Annotated in this window: 15 protein-coding genes; 14 read left to right on the top strand and 1 reads right to left on the bottom strand. The window is 41.7% G+C overall.

The genetic code is table 11. The features are described from left to right. Window positions 1-48: 48 nt before the first annotated feature. Window positions 49-267, bottom strand: a complete 219-nt coding sequence (nrdH, locus tag HA044_RS03500; protein ID WP_187539327.1) for a glutaredoxin-like protein NrdH — start codon at window positions 265-267, stop codon at window positions 49-51. 476 nt (window positions 268-743) lie between these two features. Here nrdH and HA044_RS03495 point away from each other — a divergent pair, with 476 nt between their 5' ends. From HA044_RS03495 to atpD, 14 genes are all read left to right on the top strand, one after another. Beyond that, window positions 744-1,007: a phosphocarrier protein HPr gene (locus HA044_RS03495; RefSeq protein WP_003006411.1), complete on the top strand. Its 264-nt coding sequence runs from the start codon at window positions 744-746 to the stop codon at window positions 1,005-1,007. Window positions 1,008-1,009: 2 nt separating this feature from the next. Beyond that, window positions 1,010-2,743 carry a phosphoenolpyruvate--protein phosphotransferase gene (gene ptsP / locus HA044_RS03490; RefSeq protein ID WP_187539325.1) on the top strand — a complete coding sequence of 578 codons (1,734 nt, stop codon included), beginning with the start codon at window positions 1,010-1,012 and terminating at the stop codon, window positions 2,741-2,743. Between the two features lie 497 nt (window positions 2,744-3,240). After that, window positions 3,241-5,145 carry a 1,4-alpha-glucan branching protein GlgB gene (gene glgB / locus HA044_RS03485; protein ID WP_187539323.1) on the top strand — a complete coding sequence of 635 codons (1,905 nt, stop codon included), beginning with the start codon at window positions 3,241-3,243 and terminating at the stop codon, window positions 5,143-5,145. Window positions 5,146-5,197: 52 nt separating this feature from the next. Continuing rightward, window positions 5,198-6,340 (top strand): glucose-1-phosphate adenylyltransferase, encoded by a 1,143-nt coding sequence (locus tag HA044_RS03480; RefSeq protein ID WP_187539321.1) that lies wholly within the window; start codon window positions 5,198-5,200, stop codon window positions 6,338-6,340. Further along, window positions 6,330-7,466, top strand: coding sequence for a glucose-1-phosphate adenylyltransferase subunit GlgD (glgD, locus tag HA044_RS03475; protein ID WP_187539319.1), 1,137 nt, complete (start codon window positions 6,330-6,332; stop codon window positions 7,464-7,466). Before HA044_RS03480 ends, glgD begins: the two co-directional genes overlap by 11 nt. Further along, window positions 7,466-8,893 (top strand): glycogen synthase GlgA, encoded by a 1,428-nt coding sequence (glgA, locus tag HA044_RS03470; protein WP_187539317.1) that lies wholly within the window; start codon window positions 7,466-7,468, stop codon window positions 8,891-8,893. The genes glgD and glgA overlap by 1 nt, the downstream gene beginning before the upstream one ends. 277 nt (window positions 8,894-9,170) lie before the next feature. Then, a complete protein-coding gene (locus HA044_RS03465) occupies window positions 9,171-14,957 on the top strand; it encodes a ZmpA/ZmpB/ZmpC family metallo-endopeptidase (protein ID WP_187539315.1) in 5,787 nt (1,928 codons plus the stop codon). Between the two features lie 252 nt (window positions 14,958-15,209). Beyond that, window positions 15,210-15,410 carry a F0F1 ATP synthase subunit C gene (locus tag HA044_RS03460; protein ID WP_003006433.1) on the top strand — a complete coding sequence of 67 codons (201 nt, stop codon included), beginning with the start codon at window positions 15,210-15,212 and terminating at the stop codon, window positions 15,408-15,410. 33 nt (window positions 15,411-15,443) lie between these two features. Continuing rightward, window positions 15,444-16,157, top strand: coding sequence for a F0F1 ATP synthase subunit A (atpB, locus tag HA044_RS03455; protein WP_003017795.1), 714 nt, complete (start codon window positions 15,444-15,446; stop codon window positions 16,155-16,157). A gap of 19 nt (window positions 16,158-16,176) precedes the next feature. Further along, window positions 16,177-16,671, top strand: a complete 495-nt coding sequence (gene atpF / locus HA044_RS03450) for a F0F1 ATP synthase subunit B (protein WP_049490536.1) — start codon at window positions 16,177-16,179, stop codon at window positions 16,669-16,671. Then, entirely contained in the window at window positions 16,671-17,207 is a 537-nt protein-coding gene (locus HA044_RS03445; protein ID WP_187539313.1) for a F0F1 ATP synthase subunit delta, read from the top strand. The genes atpF and HA044_RS03445 overlap by 1 nt, the downstream gene beginning before the upstream one ends. A 15-nt stretch (window positions 17,208-17,222) precedes the next feature. Next, entirely contained in the window at window positions 17,223-18,728 is a 1,506-nt protein-coding gene (gene atpA, locus HA044_RS03440; RefSeq protein WP_187539310.1) for a F0F1 ATP synthase subunit alpha, read from the top strand. Window positions 18,729-18,743: 15 nt separating this feature from the next. After that, entirely contained in the window at window positions 18,744-19,625 is an 882-nt protein-coding gene (locus HA044_RS03435; protein ID WP_187539308.1) for a F0F1 ATP synthase subunit gamma, read from the top strand. A 74-nt stretch (window positions 19,626-19,699) separates the two neighbouring features. Next, on the top strand, window positions 19,700-21,106 hold the full coding sequence (gene atpD, locus HA044_RS03430) for a F0F1 ATP synthase subunit beta (RefSeq protein WP_187539306.1): 1,407 nt from the start codon (window positions 19,700-19,702) through the stop codon (window positions 21,104-21,106). The last annotated feature ends 1 nt before the right edge of the window (window position 21,107 follow it).

Genomic DNA, 21,107 nt, shown 5'->3' with positions numbered 1-21,107 from the left:
TGTTAGGTTGCTAACGCTAGACCCTATTTCAGCAAAATCCTGTGTTTATTAAGAAAGTTTCTTCAACTTAGCTGGTTGAAAGCCTGAAAATACATCATCTGGTGTTTGGACAACAGGAGCAGCATTGAAGCCAAGGCTCTTAACGTGCTCTACGAATTCAGGTTGTTCATCCAAGTTGATTTCACGGTATTCCACATGGTTGCTATCGAGAAACCGCTTTGTCATTTTGCATTGTACACAATTATTTTTTGAGTAAATGGTTACCATTTCTTTTTCCGTTCTCCTATCGAAATATAAATCTGTAAACAGTATAAACAAATTCTAGCAACTTGTCAATAATTTTAACTAAATATTGTGCAAAGATCTAAAAAGGGCTTTTTAAAGCACAATATGTTGTGGTATGATAAAAGTAGGAAAATCTTGAAAAAGGGATAGGAATAGGCTTTAAAGCATCTTTAATTAGGAATAATTTTTTGATGAATCAATATCCTGTGGTTTTCTAGCTTTTTACTATTTGAAAAGAGTGAAAATAACTGGATTATAATATAGTAGAAAATTCAATGACTTTTTCATTCATTGAAGCTCATTTCAGTAAAATGTATCTGGCTTGCGATTTTTGGCAGGCTTTTTCTGTAAGTGAGTGATAAAAATCTTGAAAAAAATTTCAAAAGATGATATAATACCAAATTGTAAGGGTTATCAAAAGGTAACTCAAAACTATTTTTAAAAAGGAGAGTCCAATTATGGCTTCTAAAGATTTCCACATTGTGGCAGAAACAGGTATCCACGCACGTCCAGCAACTTTGTTGGTTCAAACTGCTAGCAAATTCGCTTCAGATATCACTCTTGAATACAAAGGTAAATCAGTAAACTTGAAATCAATCATGGGTGTTATGAGCCTTGGTGTTGGTCAAGGTGCAGATGTTGTGATCTCAGCTGAAGGTGCAGACGCAGATGATGCGATCGCTGCTATCTCAGAAACAATGACAAAAGAAGGATTGGCTTAAATATGACAAAAATGCTTAAGGGAATCGCAGCATCTGATGGTGTTGCCGTTGCTAAGGCATATTTGCTCATTCAACCAGACTTATCATTCGAGACTGTTTCAGTCGAAGATACAAGTGCAGAAGAAGCTCGTTTGGATGCAGCTCTTGAAGCTTCACAGAACGAGCTTTCTCTTATTCGGGAGAATGCAGTAGCAAGCCTTGGTGAAGAAGCAGCGCAAGTTTTTGATGCGCATATGATGGTTCTTGCTGACCCTGAAATGGTTGGCCAAATCAAAGAAACCATTCGTACGAAAAAAATCAACGCAGAAGCTGGCTTGAAAGAAGTCACTGATATGTTTATCGCCATTTTTGAAGGGATGGAAGACAATCCATACATGCAAGAACGTGCGGCAGATATTCGTGACGTTACCAAACGTGTCCTTGCTAGCTTGCTAGGTAAAAAATTGCCGAATCCTGCAACAATCGATGAAGAATCTATTGTTGTGGCACACGATTTAACTCCATCTGATACGGCTCAGTTGAACAAAAAGTATGTCAAAGCCTTTGTGACAAACATCGGTGGACGTACCAGTCACTCAGCAATCATGGCTCGTACACTCGAAATCGCAGCGGTTCTTGGTACAAACAATATTACTGATTTGGTACAAGACGGTGATGTGTTGGCTGTATCTGGAATCACTGGCGAAGTGGTCATCAACCCAACTGAAGAACAAATTGCAGCATTTAAAGCAGCTGGTGAAGCTTATGCGAAACAAAAAGCTGAATGGGCTCTCCTCAAAGATGCTCAAACAGTGACAGCTGATGGCAAACACTTCGAGTTGGCTGCTAACATTGGTACTCCTAAAGATGTTGAAGGGGTCAACGCAAATGGTGCAGAAGCTGTTGGCCTTTACCGGACAGAATTTTTGTACATGGACTCTCAAGACTTCCCAACTGAAGATGATCAATACGAAGCATACAAAGCAGTTCTTGAAGGTATGAACGGTAAACCTGTTGTCGTTCGTACAATGGATATCGGTGGGGATAAAGAACTTCCTTACTTCGATCTTCCTAAAGAAATGAACCCATTCTTGGGTTACCGTGCTTTGCGTATTTCTATCTCTGAAACGGGTAATCAAATGTTCCGTACACAATTGCGTGCTTTGCTTCGTGCATCTGTTCACGGTAAATTACGGATCATGTTCCCAATGGTTGCTTTGTTGAAAGAGTTCCGTACTGCAAAAGGTATCCTTGAAGAAGAAAAGGCTAAATTGCTTGCGGAAGGTGTTGCAGTTGCAGATGATATCCAAGTTGGTATCATGATTGAAATTCCAGCTGCAGCTATGCTTGCAGACCAATTCGCGAAAGAAGTTGATTTCTTCTCAATTGGTACAAATGATCTTATCCAATACACAATGGCTGCTGACCGTATGAATGAACAAGTTTCATACCTTTACCAACCATATAACCCATCAATTCTTCGTTTGATTAATAACGTGATCAAAGCGGCGCATGCTGAAGGTAAATGGGCGGGTATGTGTGGTGAAATGGCTGGTGACCAAACAGCTGTTCCGCTTCTTGTCGGAATGGGCTTGGATGAGTTCTCCATGTCAGCTACTTCAGTACTTCGTACACGTAGCTTGATGAAGAAATTGGACACAGCTAAGATGAAAGAATACGCTAACCGTGCTCTTACTGAATGTTCAACAATGGAAGAAGTTCTTGAACTTTCAAAAGAATACGTAAACGTTGACTAAGAATCAATCAAGAGAGTGGGACAGAAATCGGTCATTCGTTAGAATTCGATTTCGTCGTCCCACCTCCGCACAGTTGAGTAGGGCTGTAAAAGCTGATGAAATCAGCGTAGTAGAGCCCACTCAACCACTGCGTCTTGCTCGATAATCCAAAAACAATTGAGAGGCTAGGACTTTTGTCCCAGCCTCTTTTTTTGAAAAATTTTCTTCCATTATTTAAAGCAAAATGTAGGGTAATATTCGTTTTTAACTAATTAGTGATAAATCTCGTCATATGAAAGTTCGGTTTTAACTTTCAAAAACTAGAAAAATTTAGTATAATAGTATATAATCTTCAGAAAATAGGAATAAATGAAAAGAAACTATTCGGTAGGAAAAAATAATAAAAGTTTCCTGAATATTTCATATGAATTTGACAGAATCATCTTGAAAATTTAACAGTTTTATAGTAAAATTAAATCAAGCAGAAAACGCTTTCAAAAACATAAAGGAGTAAGTACATGGATAGAAGTACAGACTTATGGACTTTTGGAAGAGGGGACAACTTTCAACTTCAAGAGTACCTAGGAGCTCACAAGGAGATCATCGAAGATCAAGAAGGATACACCTTCCGTGTTTGGGCCCCCAATGCCCAAGCCGTGCATGTGGTCGGCGATTTCACTGATTGGGAGGATCGTAAACTTCCCATGGTGAAAAACGAAGGGGGGGTTTGGGAAGCCTTTTGCCCAGATGCCAAGGAAGGAGATATCTACAAATATCTTGTCACTCGAAACAATGGCCAGCAAATCCTGAAAATTGATCCGGTGGCTCTTTGGATGGAAAAGCGCCCTCATACAGGCTCCATTATTAAAGAGATTCCTGAGAAAAAATGGAAAGATGGTCTTTGGAGAGCCCGTCGTAAAAAACTGGGCTTTAAAGAGAGACCGGTTAGCATTTATGAGGTTCACGCAGGATCGTGGAAACGCAACGAAGACCATAGTCCCTATAGTTTTACCCAGTTAAAGGAAGAATTGATTCCTTATCTGGTTGAAATGAACTATACGCATGTGGAGTTTATGCCGGTAATGGCTCACCCACTAGGCCTTAGCTGGGGTTACCAGTTGATGGGTTACTTTGCCCTGGAACATACCTACGGTAGTCCGGAAGAATTTCAAGATTTTGTGGAAGAATGCCATCTGAACAATATTGGGGTCATTGTGGACTGGGTGCCTGGTCATTTCATTATCAATGACGATGCCTTGGCTTATTATGATGGGACACCAACCTTTGAATATCAAGATGAACATCGGGCCCACAACTATGGTTGGGGAGCCTTGAACTTTGATTTGGGGAAAAATCAAGTGCAATCCTTCTTGATTTCTAGCCTCAAGTTCTGGATCGAAACCTATCATTTAGATGGTATTCGTGTGGATGCGGTCAGCAACATGTTGTATCTCGATTATGATAGCGGACCATGGGTGCCAAATATTGACGGGGGAAATTTGAATTATGAAGGGGTCCACTTCTTACGACGCCTAAATGCAATTATCAAGCAAGACCACCCAGATGTTATGATGATTGCTGAGGAAAGCTCGGCTGGTCAAAAAATTACGGGTCCTGAAGAAGAAGGGGGCTTGGGCTTTGACTATAAATGGAATATGGGGTGGATGAATGACATTCTCAAATTCTATGAGGAAGATCCAATCTACCGTAAGTATGATTTTAATCTGGTAACCTTCAGTTTTATGTATGCCTTTTCTGAACACTTCTTGCTACCTTTTTCTCACGATGAAGTGGTTCACGGAAAGAAGAGTATGATGCATAAGATGTGGGGAGACCGCTACAATCAATTTTCAGGTCTTCGCAATCTCTTGACCTACCAGGTTTGCCATCCAGGTAAGAAGTTACTCTTTATGGGATCTGAATTCGGTCAGTTTTTAGAGTGGAAATCAGAAGAGCAACTCGAATGGAGTAATCTTGAAGATGAAATGAATGCGAAGATGCGCCATTTTACTTCGCAGCTGAATCAATTATATAAAGATCACAAGGAATTGTGGGAAATTGATGAGAGCTTTGAGGGCTTAGAAATTATTGATGCGGACAATCGCGATCAAAGTGTACTTTCGCTCATTCGGAAAACTCGCAAAGGTGAATTTTTGATCTGTGTCTTTAATATGGCTCCAATTGAACGCAAGGACTTTACGATTGGTGTTCCAATTCCTGCTGTTTACGAAGAGATTTGGAATACGGAATTAGAAGAATGGGGAGGCGTTTGGAAAGAAACCAATCCGACAGTTCAGTCTCAAGAAGGGCTGTGGAAGGATTATCAGCAAACTTTGACCTTTACCTTACCGGCATTGGGTGCCAGCATTTGGAAGGTGAAGAGAAAGTTGCGTACGACGAAATCAAAAACATCTGATAAATAGGTTAATTGGTTGACTCTATAGGAGTCTAGGCTTTATAAAGAGGAAGAAGTCAATGAAGAATGAAATGCTTGCTTTAATTCTTGCCGGTGGGCAAGGAACACGTCTTGGGAAATTAACTCAAAACATTGCAAAACCTGCGGTTCAATTTGGTGGACGCTATCGCATTATCGATTTTGCTTTATCAAATTGTGCCAATTCAGGTATTCATAATGTCGGAGTTATTACACAATACCAACCGCTCGCACTAAATAGCCACATTGGAAATGGTTCGAGCTGGGGCTTAGATGGGATCAATACAGGGGTTTCTATCCTACAACCCTATTCTGCTAGTGAAGGAAATCGTTGGTTTGAAGGAACTAGCCATGCAATCTTCCAAAATATCGACTATATCGATAGCATCAATCCGGAATATGTTCTCATCCTTTCTGGAGACCATATCTACAAGATGGACTACGATGACATGCTTCAATCTCACAAAGATAACAATGCTAGTTTGACAGTAGCCGTTTTGGATGTACCATTGAAGGAAGCTAGCCGTTTTGGAATCATGAATACAGATGCCAACAATCGGATTGTTGAGTTTGAAGAAAAACCAGCAGAACCAAAATCAACCAAAGCATCCATGGGAATTTACATTTTTGACTGGGCTCGTTTGCGCAATATGCTGGTTGCTGCTGAAAAGAGCGATATCGATATGTCAGACTTTGGTAAAAATGTCATTCCAACTTATCTTGAATCAGGTGAAAGCGTTTATGCCTATGAATTCAATGGGTATTGGAAGGACGTTGGGACCATTGAATCTCTTTGGGAAGCCAATATGGAATACATTGATCCAAATAATGCTTTGGATAGTCGTGATCGTCACTGGAAAATCTATTCACGTAACCTCATTTCTCCACCAAACTTCTTTGGTGAAAATGGGCATGTTGAAGACTCTCTGGTCGTCGATGGTTGCTTGGTAGATGGTACGGTGAAACATTCCATCTTATCTACAGAAGCTCAGATCCGTGAAGGCGCTGTTGTAGAAGACTCTGTCGTGATGAGCAATGCCATTATCGGTAAAGGTGCAGTTGTCAAACGTGCGATTATTGGTGAGGGTGCTGTCATTGCGGATGGTGTCGTGATTGATGGTACAGAGGAAGTACAAGTTATCGGTTACAATGAAAAAGTGGGGGTAGTTACAGATGAAGATTGATAAATATTCAGCCATTCTAGGAAATACAGTTGGGTATCATGATATGTCCACTTTAACTAGCCATCGTCCGGTTGCCTCTTTGCCTTTTGGTGGGAAATACCGTTTGATTGACTTCCCGTTGTCAAGTCTTGCCAATGCAGGAATTCGGAGCGTTTTTGGAATCTTCCAACAAGAGAATATCAGCTCAGTCTTTGACCATATTCGTTCTGGTCGTGAATGGGGCTTGTCTACTTTGCTGAGTCACTATTACCTTGGAATCTATAATACTCCAGTTGAAAATACAACGGTAGGACCAGAATACTACCAACAATTATTGACTTATCTGAGACGGTCTGGCTCCGACCAAACAGTTGCTTTGAACTGTGATGTCTTAGTAAATATTGATCTCAATCAGGTCTTCCATTTGCACAATACGGTCGATCGTCCGATCACGGTGGTCTATAAAAAATTGCCTTCAAAAGATATTTCAGAAGTCAATTCTGTCTTGGAAATTGATGAATCAGACCATGTCATCAGTCAAAAACTCTTTGATAGCAAAGATGCAAAAGAAGTCTACAATATGTCGACAGATATCTTTATTGTGGATACGCCTTGGTTGATCGAAAAGATTGAGGAAGAAGCGAAAAAAGAATATCCGCAAAAATTGCGCTACATCTTACGCGAGTTGGCGGTAGAATACAATGCCTTTGCCTTTGAATATACAGGTTACTTAGCCAATGTTCATTCTGTAGAGTCTTATTATCGTTCAAATTTGGATATGTTGGAAACACAAAATTTCATCAAACTCTTCTCTCCAAATCAAAAAGTTTATACAAAGGTGAAAAATGAAGAGCCAACCTATTACGCAAAAACTTCAAATATTAAGACCTCTCAATTTGCATCAGGTAGTATCGTAGAAGGTAGGGTAGAAAACTCTGTCGTTTCGCGTCGTGTCTACTTACATCAAGGTTCAGAGGTTCGTAGTAGTATACTCTTCCCAGGTGTTGTGGTTCGTGAAAATGCCATTGTTGAACATGCAATTCTTGATAAGGGTGTTGAAGTCGCTGCTGGTGTGACGATTCGTGGTAGTCTAGAAGCACCTGTAGTGGTTCAAAAAGGAACAATTGTTACAGAGGATATTGTCTAATGAAACTATTATTTGTCGCAGCTGAAGGGGCTCCATTTTCAAAAACAGGTGGTTTGGGTGATGTAATTGGAGCTCTTCCCAAATCACTAGCTAAAAGTGGGCACGATGTTCGTGTGGTTCTTCCCTACTATGATATGGTAGATACCAAATTTGGGGATCAAATCGAAGATGTCTTGCATTTTGAAACCAAGGTTGGTTGGAGAAGTGAATACGTTGGGGTTAAGCGTATCTTTAGAGATGGTGTTACCTTCTATTTCATTGATAACCAAAAATATTTCTTCAGAGGCCATGTTTATGGTGATTTCGATGATGGAGAACGCTTCGCCTATTTCCAATTGGCAGCTCTCGAGATGATGGAGCGAGTGGATTTTATTCCAGATGTTGTGCATGCGCATGATTATCATACGGCCATGATTCCATTCCTTCTGAAAGAAAAATACCGTTGGATTCAAGCTTACAATGGTATTAAATCTGTTTTAACCATCCACAATTTGGAATTCCAAGGGCAATTTGATCCAGGTATGTTGTGGGATCTGTTTGGTGTAGGCTTTGAACGTTATGAAGATGGCACACTTCGTTGGAAAGACTGTCTCAATTGGATGAAGGCTGGTATCTTGTATGCGGATCGTGTTACGACGGTTTCTCCTAGTTATTCTTACGAGATTATGACCCCTGAGTATGGTTGTGGTCTGGATCAAATCTTGCGGATGGAATCTGGAAAACTGACAGGTATTGTCAATGGAATTGATGCAGATCTTTATGATCCGGAAACAGATCCACTCTTAACCTATCATTTTAGCAAAGACGATTTATCAGGAAAAGCAGAGAGCAAACGGGCCCTTCAAGAGCGCGTTGGATTACCTGTACGGGATGATGTTCCTCTGTTTGGGATTGTTTCTCGTTTGACACGCCAAAAAGGTTTTGATGTGGTCGTTGAAGGATTGCATCAACTCTTGCAAAAAGATATTCAAATCGTTTTATTGGGAACGGGAGATCCTGGCTTTGAAAATGCCTTTGCATGGTTTGGCCAAGCCTATCCGGATAAACTTTCTGCCAATATTTTGTTTGATGTTCAATTAGCGCAAGAAATTTATGCCGCTTCGGATGTCTTTTTGATGCCAAGCCGCTTCGAACCATGTGGACTTTCTCAAATGATGGCCATGCGTTATGGAACGCTTCCGCTAGTCCATGAAGTTGGTGGGCTTCGGGATACTGTTCAACCATATAACGCTTATGATGGCAGTGGAACCGGATTTAGTTTCAACAATTTATCAGGGTATTGGTTGAATTGGGCAGTTGATGAAGCTTTGGGTGTTTATACGAATGATCAAGAAGCTTGGCGTGGGTTGCAAGAGCAAGCCATGACGCGCGATTTCTCTTGGGATACAGCTAGTCAACGCTACAACGACTTGTATCAATCATTATAGTAGAATACTTTGGGGTGGGACTGGAATGAAACTTCTTCACTTTCGTTCTAGTCTCCCTCTTTTTTGATGGTTTAGAAAAGCAACAGTTGTTCGGTCCTCGCAACGATTTACCGATAGAAAATAGTCCATTTAGTGAGTGGTCAAACTTGCTAAAATAATTGAAAAAAGATAAGATAGATAAAGGTAAAACATCTCAGGAATTTCCTTTGTAGACCTGCTCTAAAAAAGGAATAGTCCATTCTTGAGAAACAAATATTACTATGTAGGAATTTAAAGGATGAAAAAGAAGAAACAAACTGTTGAAAAAATCACCAAATATTCGATTCGAAAATTATCTGTTGGTGTAGGGCCAGTTGCGATTGGAGTTTTTCTATTAGGAGCGAGTCTACTTACTCCTCAACCTGTACAAGCCGATCAGTATACACAAGCGGCCAATGTCCATCTTGGATATGTGACAGAAGACGAGCTCACTCCTGATGAAGAGGCGCAAGTCATTCATGCGATTCCAGATCAATACCAAAACGAGGATACCTTTTATTTGGTCTATAGAAAAAAAGGAATGCCCCAACAAACCTTGCCTCAGACAGGAAGTCAGGAAGTGGCACTACTAGGACTTAGTTTTGCGACAGCTTCTTTGGCAGTTCTCTTGCTTTCTAAAAAGCACCGCAACAAGGTGATGGGTGTTCTTTTAATTGGGGTGATGGGGCAAAGTCTTCTCCTTCCAGTAGAAGTGGCAGCTTTACAAAATCAAGTATTATTGCCCTATAATCAAACGATTTCTGTCTCATCCAGCAAAGATCTTGCAGCTGGTGTGATTCCAATTGATGGGTACGACTATGTCGGATATCTTCATTATCCAACCACTAAAGAAAGCGGCAAAGAAGTCCCAACCAAGATTCAGAAAAAACAAGAACCTGCGTCAACCACTGCCCATACAAGTCCGGTGGCACCACCACTAGATTTGAACTCACGTGTGATTCCTGAAGATGCTCCAGCCTTTCCGATGGTTGAAAAGCCAAGGGTTGAAGTTTCTACAGAGTCAATTCCATTTGAAACGGTGGAGCAAGCCGATGCTACACTAGCTAAGGGCCAAAGCAAGGTGTTAACAGCTGGTCAAACTGGTGAGCGGAGAATCGATACAGAAGTGAGTCTTGTGGACGGTAAAGAAGTTCGAAGGGTAATCGAAAATACAGTTACGAAAGAACCAGTTTCACAAGTCCTTTCAGTAGGAACAAAAGAAGAAACTCAACTAAGTCCGCAGCCAGTCGTCACAGCAAAAGGGACGCAAGAAGTAGGCCACGAAGGTGAAGCGGTCGTTCAGCCAGAGAATCCGTCCTATACTGGAGTAGTGGATGCAAAAGGGACACAAGAAGTAGGCCACGAAGGTGAAGCAGCAGTTCAGCCGGAGACCCCGTCCTATACTGGAGTAGTGGATGCAAAAGGGACGCAAGAAGTAGGCCATGAAGGTGAAGCAGCGGTTCAGCCGGAGAATCCAAGCTACCAAATGACCGAAGGGACTGTAGCTGAAACAGAAACGGTGTCTCTTCCATATGCAACTGAGTCTGTAGCAGATGCCAATCGATACACCGATGAAGAAAGCGTGATTCAAAAAGGTCAAGTGGGAAGCCAGTTGATTCATCGTGTTTATAAAACGATCAATGGTGAGAAAGTTGGAGAGCCAATCAGCACCAGCACAGAGACACTCCAAGCTCCTATGAACGAAAAAATCAGTCGTGGAACCAAGGCTATCGAAGGACAGACCGAGGAAGTGTCGATCGAAGAAATCCCATTTAAGACGGCGACAGAGCAAGATGCTAGCCTGCAAAAGGGCACTGAGACAGTCTCTCAAGTAGGGAAAAATGGAAAGAAGAAAATCACCAAGGTATACAAGACCATCAAAGGTGTAAAGACAGCGGATGCACCGACCGTTTCAGAGGAAGTGGTAGAAGCACCGCAGGACCGTATCATCAAAAAAGGAACGAAAGAACTTGAAAAACCAAGCTTAACGTTAGCGACACTTGATAAGGAAGAACTAAATCGGACTGCAAAGGCTACCTATCGTTTAAGTAAACCAGATGGTGTGACCATCAAGTCGATCCAAACGGTGTTGAAAAAGGACGGTCAAGTGGTTAAGACCGTTAGCCTCACAGAAGCGGATCTTGCAGCAGCTTTGGCAGATCTGGACTATTATAAGGACTACACGCTAGCTACAACCATGGTTTATGACCGAGGAAATGGGGATGAAGAAGAAGTTCTCCAAGAAGAACCTCTAAGACTAGATCTTAAAAAAGTAGAAGTCAAAAACATCAAGGAATCTAGTTTGATCCGTGTGGACGACCAAGGTGTTGAGACAGATAGCAGTTTATTGTCCGAAACACCAACAGATGTCACCCCTTATTACTTGAAAGTCACAACAGAGGATAATAAGGTCACTAAACTCGCCGTTGATAAAATCGAAGAGGTAACGGTAGACGGTAAGACGCTCTACAAAGTGACAGCCAAAGCATCTGATTTGGTTCAACGGACTTCTGATCGACGATTTAGCCAAGAGTATGTTCATTACTTTGCCAAACCAAAAGCCCACGAAGGGGATGTCTATTACGATTTTAATGAACTTGTCAAAGCCATGCAGGCAAATAAAAATGGAACCTTCAAACTCGGTGCGGATCTGAATGCAGCAAATGTACCAACACCAACTAAACAGTATGTCCCAGGTACCTTTACTGGTCATTTAACCAGTGTGGATGGTAAACAATACACCATCTACAATATGGCTCGCCAGTTATTTGATGGAATCGAGAATGGATCTGTTAAAAATATTAACTTAGGAAATGTTGACATCAATATGCCTTGGATTGAATCTATTTCCCCACTTGCAAGAACCGTTAAAAATGCTACGATTGAGAATATCAAGGTGACTGGTAGTGTTCTTGGCAAAGATGGGATAGCCGGTATTGTCAATAAAGTGGACACTGGAGGTCTCTTGAAGAATGTTGCCTTTATCGGTAAGATTACTGGAATTGGCGACAAGGGATGGGATATTGGTGGCATTGCCGGTGAAGTATGGCGAGGCAATATCAAACAAGCTTATGTAGACGCGGATATCAAAGCCAATAAAGCCCGTGTTGGTGGTCTGGTTGCGAGATCGGATAATGGTTCTGACCCTAATGGGATCGACAAGTATGCCTCTATTCGAAATGCGGTTACAAAAGGAACCATTCAGGTCAAAACACCAGTTGAAGTTGGTGGATTCATTAGTAAAAACTGGACCTGGGGTAGAGTTGCTGACACAGTTTCCATGATGAAAGTTGAAAACGGTGAAGAATTCTACGGTTCCAGTGACCTAGACGCAGAAGATGGTTATTACACGAACGACTGGATTGAAAGAAACTATGTCGTCAAAGATGTCAGCTCAGGGAAACATTCCTTCAAGCGTTCGCGTACCAATAGAATTAAAGAGATTGGTCTTGAAGAAGCCAGTCAGAAAATTGAGGCAATGGGCATTACAGCGGATAAAGCTGTCCTGAATCCTTTAGTAGAGGATACCTTGAATCAGGTCCAACCAAAAGCGGATACCTATAAGGAGATCCAAGACTACCAAGCAGACCGTGAACAAGCTTATCGCAATATAGAAAAAATCCAACCATTCTACAACAAAGAGTGGATTGTCAACCAAGGGAATAAATTGGCTGCAGGAAGTCCTCTCCTGACAAAAGAAGTCTTATCTGTTACCGCTATGAAAGGCAATACCTTTGTGACGGAACTAGCTGATGCCGACCATATTCTGATTCATTATGCCGATAAGACAAAAGATGTCTTTAGCATCACGCCAAAAGACTCTAAAGTGAAGCAAGTTAAAGAGTATAGTGTAGCTGAGCTAGGAGATGTGGTCTACACGCCAAATATGGTAGACAAAGACCGGAGCGATCTGATCCATGCGATTGTTGAAAAACTAAGTCCAATTGAATTGCAATCAGATCCAATTTATACGCACTTGGGTCGTACGGGTGGCAATAAAGTCAATGCCATTAAGAACCTTTACCTCGAAGAAAGCTTCAAAGAAGTCAAGGACAATCTGGCTCACTTTGTCAAACAACTGGTTGAAAATGAAGACCATCAATTAAACACTGATGAGGCTGCAAAACGTGCCTTGATCAAGAAAATTGAGGACAAGAAGGCTGCCGTACTTCTGGGTCTTTCTTACCTCAACCGTTATTACGGAGTGAAGTTTGATGATGTCAACATTAAGCCACTTATGCTGTTCAAGCCGGACTTCTATGGGAAGAATGTCGATGTCTTAGACCGTTTGATTGAAATTGGTTCAAAAGAAGACTACATCAAAGGGACTCGTACCGACGATGCCTTCCGTGAAGTCGTTGCCAAACATACACTTTCAGGTAATCTAAATGACTTCTTGAAATACAACATGGAGCTCTTTACAAGTGATAGAGACTTGAATGATTGGTTCATCAAAGCCACGAAAGACAATGTCTATATTGTGGAGCCTGAGACTTCAAATCCAGCATTCGCTTCTGCCAAACACCGGGCATATGAAGGCTTAAATAACGATATCCACGGTAAAATGATCTTGCCACTCTTGAATCTTAAAGATGCGCACATGTTCTTGATTTCAACCTACAATACCTTGGCTTATAGTTCCTTTGAAAAATATGGTAAAAATTCAGAAGCAGAACGGACTGCTTTCAAGGCTGAGATTGATAAAGTAGCCAAAGCCCAACAAGACTACTTGGATTTCTGGTCACGATTAGCAGCTGATAATGTTCGCAACCAACTCTTAAAGAGCAATAATATGGTGCCAACACCGGTCCTTGATAATCAAAACTACAAAGGTATTAGTACAGACCGTTATGGCCATACGAATAGTGGAAAAGATGTCGCTCCAATTCGTGAATTGTATGGACCAACCGATCGTTACCATGCGACGGATTGGCGTATGGGAGCAACTGCTCGTGTCTATGGAAATCCTTATAAAGATGATTCGGTCTTCTTTATGGTAACGGATATGATCAGTGACTTTGGGATTTCTGCTTTTACCCATGAAACGACCCACGTCAATGACCGTATGGTATACTTGGGCGGCTGGAGACATCGTGAAGGAACGGACTTGGAAGCCTATGCCCAAGGCATGCTCCAAACACCATCCGTATCCAATCCAAATGGGGAATACAAAGCCCTAGGTCTCAATATGGCTTATGAACGACCGAACGATGGGAACCAATGGTACAATACCAATCCAAATGACCTTACATCGAGAGCTGAGATTGATCGCTACATGAAAGGCTACAATGATACGCTCATGCTTCTGGATTATCTCGAAGGAGAAGCAGTCCTTGATAAAGCAAGTCAAGATTTAAACAATGCTTGGTTCAAGAAGCTGGATAAACAGTATCGTGGTAGCAACACCAGGAATCAATTTGACAAGGTTCGACCTTTGAATGATGATGAAAAGGCGATTCCTTTGCATACAGTTGATGACTTAGTGACTAACAACTTCATGACCAATCGTGGTCCTGGAAATGGAGTCTATAATCCATCTGACTTTGGTTCAGCCTATGTGACTGTGCCGATGATGACGGGTATCTATGGTGGAAATACTAGTGAAGGAGCTCCAGGAGCCATGTCCTTCAAACACAACACCTTCAGAATCTGGGGTTACTATGGCTATGAAAAAGGCTTCCTAGGATATGCTTCAAACAAGTATAAACAGGAATCAAAACAAGCTGGACATGCCACTCTAGGGGATGATTACATTATTCAGAAGATTTCAGATGGAAGATTTAACAACCTAGAAGACTGGAAGAAAGCTTACTTCAATGAAGTTGTAACCAGTGCCAAAAATGGACTTCAATCAATCGAAATCGATGGTACAACTTATAACTCTTATGAAGACTTAAAACAAGCCTTCGCGGCTGCCGTTGAAAAAGATCAGGCAAGCTTGAAGAACGGATCAGTCAAATTTGATCATACCCTTTCACTGAAGGAAAAAATCTTCAAGAAATTGCTTCAACAGACAGATAGCTTTAAAACTTCTATCTTTAAATAATCAATGGACTCTCATCTGCCTAGCAGGTGGGAGTTTACTTTTTAGGAAAATAGCATCGGGTGTATTTGAAAAGAAGGATAGAAGGGGTGAAAGTGTTTCATCTAGGACTTGCATTAAAAAAATAAGTGTGAAGTTTCCTCGTAGAATAGGACTTTTATAAAAGTAAAACGCTTACTTTATGAGGAAATATTTGACTATTAAATTTAATAGGAGTAAACTAATAAGGTAAAATTTATAAAAGGAGAATTCATCATGAATTTAACATTTTTAGGTCTTTGTTTAGCCTGTTTTGGTGTATCACTGGCAGAAGGTTTGATGATGAGCAGCTTATTGAAATCTGCGTCTCGTCAACCAGAAATTATCGGTCAATTGCGTAGTCTCTTGATTCTTGGTGTTGCCTTTGTCGAAGGTACTTTCTTCGTAACCTTGGTTATGGCCTTCATTATCAAATAAGCACTTCTATTTTAGAAAAGGAGGTGTCAAAACTTGGAAGAAAGTATCACTCCAACGATAACTCTTGGACCTGTAACTTTTAATTTGACCCTACTTGCTATGACCTTGATTGCTGTTTTGGTGGTTTTTGGCTTTATTTATTGGGCCAGCCGTAAAATGACGATCCGACCAAAGGGCAAACAAAATGTGCTGGAATATGCATATGACTTTGTCGTAGGTTTCACCAAAGGAAATATTGGGGAACATTATATAAAGGACTATTCCTTGTTCTTGTTTGTTCTTTTCCTATTTCTTTTAGTGGCCAATAACATTGGATTGATGGCTAAAATCGAAACGACCAATGGTTACAATTTGTGGACATCACCAACCGCTAACCTGGGTTATGACTTTGCCTTTTCATTTTTGATCACCTTGATCGCCCATGTAGAAGGAATTCGCAGGCGTGGTGTAAAGGAATATTTGAAGGCCTTTGTAACACCAGGGTTTATGACACCCATGAATATTTTGGAAGAATTAACGAACTTTGCCTCCTTGGCACTTCGGATCTTCGGAAATATCTTTGCGGGTGAGGTACTAGCAAGCTTGCTTGTGACTTTATCGCATCAAGCTGTTTATTGGTATCCATTTGCCTTTATTGGAAGCATGGCGTGGACAGCGTTTTCGATTTTCATTTCATGTATCCAAGCCTATGTGTTTACCATGTTGTCATCAATCTATATTGGTAAGAAAATTAATGGCGAAGAGTAAGTAGAGGAGGAGTAGAAGAATGCATGTATCAATGAGTGAAATTATTGGTAACTTTATTCTCATTGCTGGTTCCTTCCTATTATTAATCTTTTTAATAAAGAAATTTGCATGGAACAATATCAATGGAATTTTAGAAGCGCGTGCCAAAAAGATTACAGATGATATTGATGGAGCAGAATCAGCTCGTCAAAAAGCTGAGGAACTAGCAAATAAACGTGAAGAAGAGTTGGCGGGTAGTCGCAAAGAAGCTGCGTCTATCGTAGAAAATGCAAAGGAAACTGCTGAAAAGAACAAATCGCAAATCCTTTCAGATGCCACTCAAGAAGCTGTACGTTTGAAAGAAAAAGCGCAACAAGAAATTGCGCACAACAAAGAAGAAGCATTGAACAGTATCAAAGGCGATGTGGCGGATCTCACTGTGCATCTCGCTGGAAAATTGTTGAGCCAACAGCTAGATGCTGAAGCTCAACGCCAACTGATCGATCGCTATCTTGATGAATTAGGAGAAGCCTAATGGACAAAAAGCAACTGATGGTGATTGAGAAATATACCCAGCCTTTTGTTCAATTGGTCTTTGAAAAAGGAGAACAAGACCTGGTCTTTGAAAAGTTAACCCAAATCAAGGGCATTTTTGAGGAGACTGGACTTGCTAACTTCTTAGCTCATATCGGTGTAGAGGATGAAGAGAAAGCAAAAAGTCTACGACTTTTTCAACCCTCGGATTCACAATTACTCGACCATTTGATTGAAGTGGTTATTCTCAATCATCGTGAAGCCTTATTTTATGACATTATAACGATCTGTTTGGATCAGATCCAACGACTGAGTAATGCTTTTGTCGTGACGGTTACGACAGCTACAGCCTTGGATCCAGCTCAAGAGCGAAAATTGGTACCCATTATCGAAAGAAAATTTGGCATTCAGGTTCGCTCAATCCAACAAAAGATCGATCCAGATTTAATTGGTGGGTTTGTCGTGACAGCCAATCATAAAACATTGGATACCAGTCTCAAACACCAATTGCAAGTCATAAAATCTAAATTGAAATAGAAAGTGGTGTGAATTTTGGCGATTAACGCACAAGAAATCAGCGCTTTAATTAAGCAACAAATTGAAAATTTCCAGCCAAACTTTGACGTCACTGAGACAGGTGTTGTAACCTACATTGGTGACGGGATTGCCCGTGCTCATGGTCTTGAAAATGCCATGAGTGGTGAGTTGTTGATCTTTGAAAATGGCTCATACGGGATGGCTCAAAACTTGGAAACAACGGATGTCGGGATCATCATTTTGGGTGATTTCACGGATATTCGTGAAGGGGATTCGGTCCGTCGTACGGGTAAAATCATGGAAGTCCCTGCAGGGGATGCCTTGATTGGTCGTGTTGTCAACCCACTTGGCCAACCAGTGGATGGTTTGGGTGAGATTATGACAGATAAATTCCGTCCAGTTGAAACACCAGCTCCTGGCGTTATGCAACGGAAATCAGTCTCAGAACCACTCCAAACTGGTTTGAAAGCCATTGATGCTTTGGTCCCAATTGGACGTGGTCAACGGGAATTGATTATCGGGGACCGTCAAACAGGGAAAACTTCGATTGCCATTGATACCATCTTGAACCAAAAAGGTCAAGATATGATCTGTATCTACGTGGCAATTGGACAAAAGGAATCAACGGTTCGTACCCAAGTAGAAACTCTCCGTAAATATGGAGCCATGGATTACACGATTGTCGTGACGGCATCTGCCTCTCAACCTTCCCCATTGCTCTTTATCGCACCTTATGCTGGGGTTGCCATGGCAGAAGAATTCATGTATAACGGTAAACATGTTTTGATTGTCTATGATGATTTGTCAAAACAAGCCGTAGCCTATCGTGAATTGTCCCTTCTTCTTCGTCGTCCACCAGGTCGTGAAGCCTTCCCAGGGGATGTCTTCTATCTTCACAGCCGTTTGTTGGAACGTTCCGCAAAGGTTTCAGATGAATTGGGTGGTGGTTCTATCACTGCGCTTCCAATCATTGAAACCCAAGCAGGGGATATCTCCGCTTATATAGCAACCAACGTGATCTCCATCACAGATGGCCAAATCTTCTTGCAAGATAGTTTGTTCAACTCAGGAATTCGTCCAGCCATCGATGCCGGATCTTCTGTATCCCGGGTAGGTGGATCTGCTCAAATCAAGGCCATGAAGAAGGTTGCTGGTACCCTACGTATCGACCTCGCTTCTTACCGTGAGTTGGAAGCCTTCACGAAATTTGGTAGTGATTTGGATGCAGCCACTCAAGCTAAGTTGAACCGTGGTCGTCGGACAGTGGAAGTCTTGAAACAACCTGTTCATGAACCATTGACAGTTGAAAAACAAGTGTTAATCTTGTACGCATTGACACATGGTTACTTGGACAGTGTTCCAGTGGATGATATTCTTCGTTTTGAATCAGAATTGTTTGATTATTTTGAAGCCCATCATGCAGGAATTTTTGAAACTATTCGGACAACGCTCGACCTTCCAAATGAAGAAGAACTAGATGCGGCCCTTACTGAATTTGTCAACCAGTCAAATTTCAAATAGAAATAGGAGTGGAAGATGGCAGTTTCATTAAATGATATTAAAAATAAAATTGCATCCACAAAAAACACCAGTCAAATCACCAATGCGATGCAGATGGTGTCCGCTGCCAAACTCGGTAAGTCTGAGCAGGCAGCCAAGGATTTTCAGGTTTATGCTGCTAAGGTTCGTAAGCTCTTAACAGACTTGCTCCATGGCCATGAAACAGAAAATACCAAGTCCCATCCTATGCTTGCGAGCCGTCCAGTCCAAAAGACAGCTTATATTGTGATTACATCAGACCGTGGTTTGGTGGGAGGCTATAATGCTTCTATTTTGAAAACCATGATGGAAATGAAGGAAGAATACCATCCAAACGGAGATGACTTTGAAGTGATCTGTATTGGAAGTGTCGGTGCGGATTTCTTCCGTGCGCGTGGGATTCAGCCAGTTTATGAATTGCGTGGCTTGGCGGATCAGCCTAGCTTTAAGGAAGTTCGTAAAATCATTTCAAAAACCGTTCAAATGTACCAAGAAGGCTTGTTTGATGAGTTGTACGTTTGCTACAACCATCATGTCAACAGTTTAACCAGCCAAATGCGGGTAGAGCAAATGCTTCCCATCATTGACTTGGACCCCAATGAAGCCGATGAAGACTATGTCTTAAATTTGGAATTGGAATCCAGTCGTGATGCGATTTTGGATCAATTGCTTCCACAGTTTGCAGAAAGCATGATCTATGGGGCCATTATTGATGCCAAAACAGCTGAAAATGCTGCAGGTATGATGGCCATGCAAACTGCGACAGACAATGCCAAGAAGGTCATTGACGAATTAACGATTCAATACAACCGTGCTCGTCAGGCTGCGATTACTCAGGAAATTACTGAAATCGTTGCTGGTGCGAGTGCTCTTGAATAGGTGTCGGATACAATTTTTAATACAAAAAAAGCTTATTGTTAAGCAGTAGAAATTAGTTAGAATAGGAGAATGACATGAGTTTAGGCAAAATTTCTCAGGTCGTAGGTCCCGTCGTTGACGTTGCCTTTTCCGTAGGAGATAAACTTCCTGAGATCAATAATGCACTTGTAGTCTATAAAAATGACCAACAAAAATCAAAAGTCGTTCTTGAAGTAGCTCTTGAACTTGGTGATGGGGTCGTTCGGACCATTGCCATGGAATCAACCGATGGTTTGACACGTGGAATGGAAGTTTTGGACACTGGTCGTCCAATCTCAGTTCCTGTCGGAAAAGAAACCTTGGGACGTGTCTTCAACGTTCTGGGAGATACCATTGACTTGGATCAACCTTTTGCAGAAGATGCTCCACGTGAATCCATCCACAAAAAAGCCCCATCTTTTGATGAGCTTTCTACTTCAGAAGAAATTCTTGAAACAGGGATCAAAGTGATTGACCTCTTAGCCCCTTACTTGAAAGGTGGGAAGGTCGGCCTCTTCGGTGGTGCCGGAGTTGGGAAGACCGTCTTGATTCAAGAATTGATCCACAACATTGCCCAAGAACACGGTGGTATTTCCGTATTTACAGGTGTTGGGGAACGGACACGTGAAGGGAATGACCTTTACGGAGAAATGAAAGAATCAGGTGTTATCGAAAAGACTGCTATGGTCTTTGGACAAATGAATGAACCACCTGGAGCACGGATGCGTGTGGCTTTGACTGGTTTGACCATTGCGGAATACTTCCGTGACGTGGAAGGTCAAGACGTGTTGCTCTTCATTGACAATATCTTCCGTTTCACCCAAGCCGGATCTGAAGTATCAGCCCTTTTGGGACGGATGCCATCAGCCGTTGGTTACCAACCAACCTTGGCAACTGAAATGGGGCAATTGCAAGAACGGATCACGTCAACCAAGAAAGGTTCTGTTACATCGATCCAAGCCATCTATGTGCCAGCCGATGACTATACAGACCCAGCGCCAGCGACCGCCTTTGCCCACTTGGATTCAACCACCAACTTGGAACGTAAATTGGTACAATTGGGGATCTACCCTGCGGTGGATCCATTGGCATCAAGCTCTCGTGCCCTTTCTCCAGAAATCGTAGGAGAAGAGCACTATGCCGTAGCTTCTGAGGTCAAACGTGTCCTTCAACGGTACCATGAATTGCAAGATATCATTGCCATCTTGGGGATGGATGAGTTGTCTGATGATGAAAAAACATTGGTTGCTCGTGCTCGCCGGATCCAATTCTTCTTGTCACAAAACTTCAACGTTGCCGAACAATTTACCGGTCAACCTGGTTCATACGTACCGGTTGCAGAAACTGTTCGTGGTTTTAAAGAAATCTTGGACGGAAAATATGACCATCTTCCTGAAGATGCCTTCCGTGGTGTTGGTTCAATCGAGGATGTCATCGCCAAAGCTGAAAAAATGGGATTCTAAG

Origin of the sequence: Streptococcus sp. IMAU 99161, assembly GCF_014435245.1 — a bacterium.
Taxonomy (GTDB): Bacteria; Bacillota; Bacilli; order Lactobacillales; family Streptococcaceae; genus Streptococcus; species Streptococcus lactarius.
This window is presented reverse-complemented; position numbering and strand designations above follow the sequence as displayed.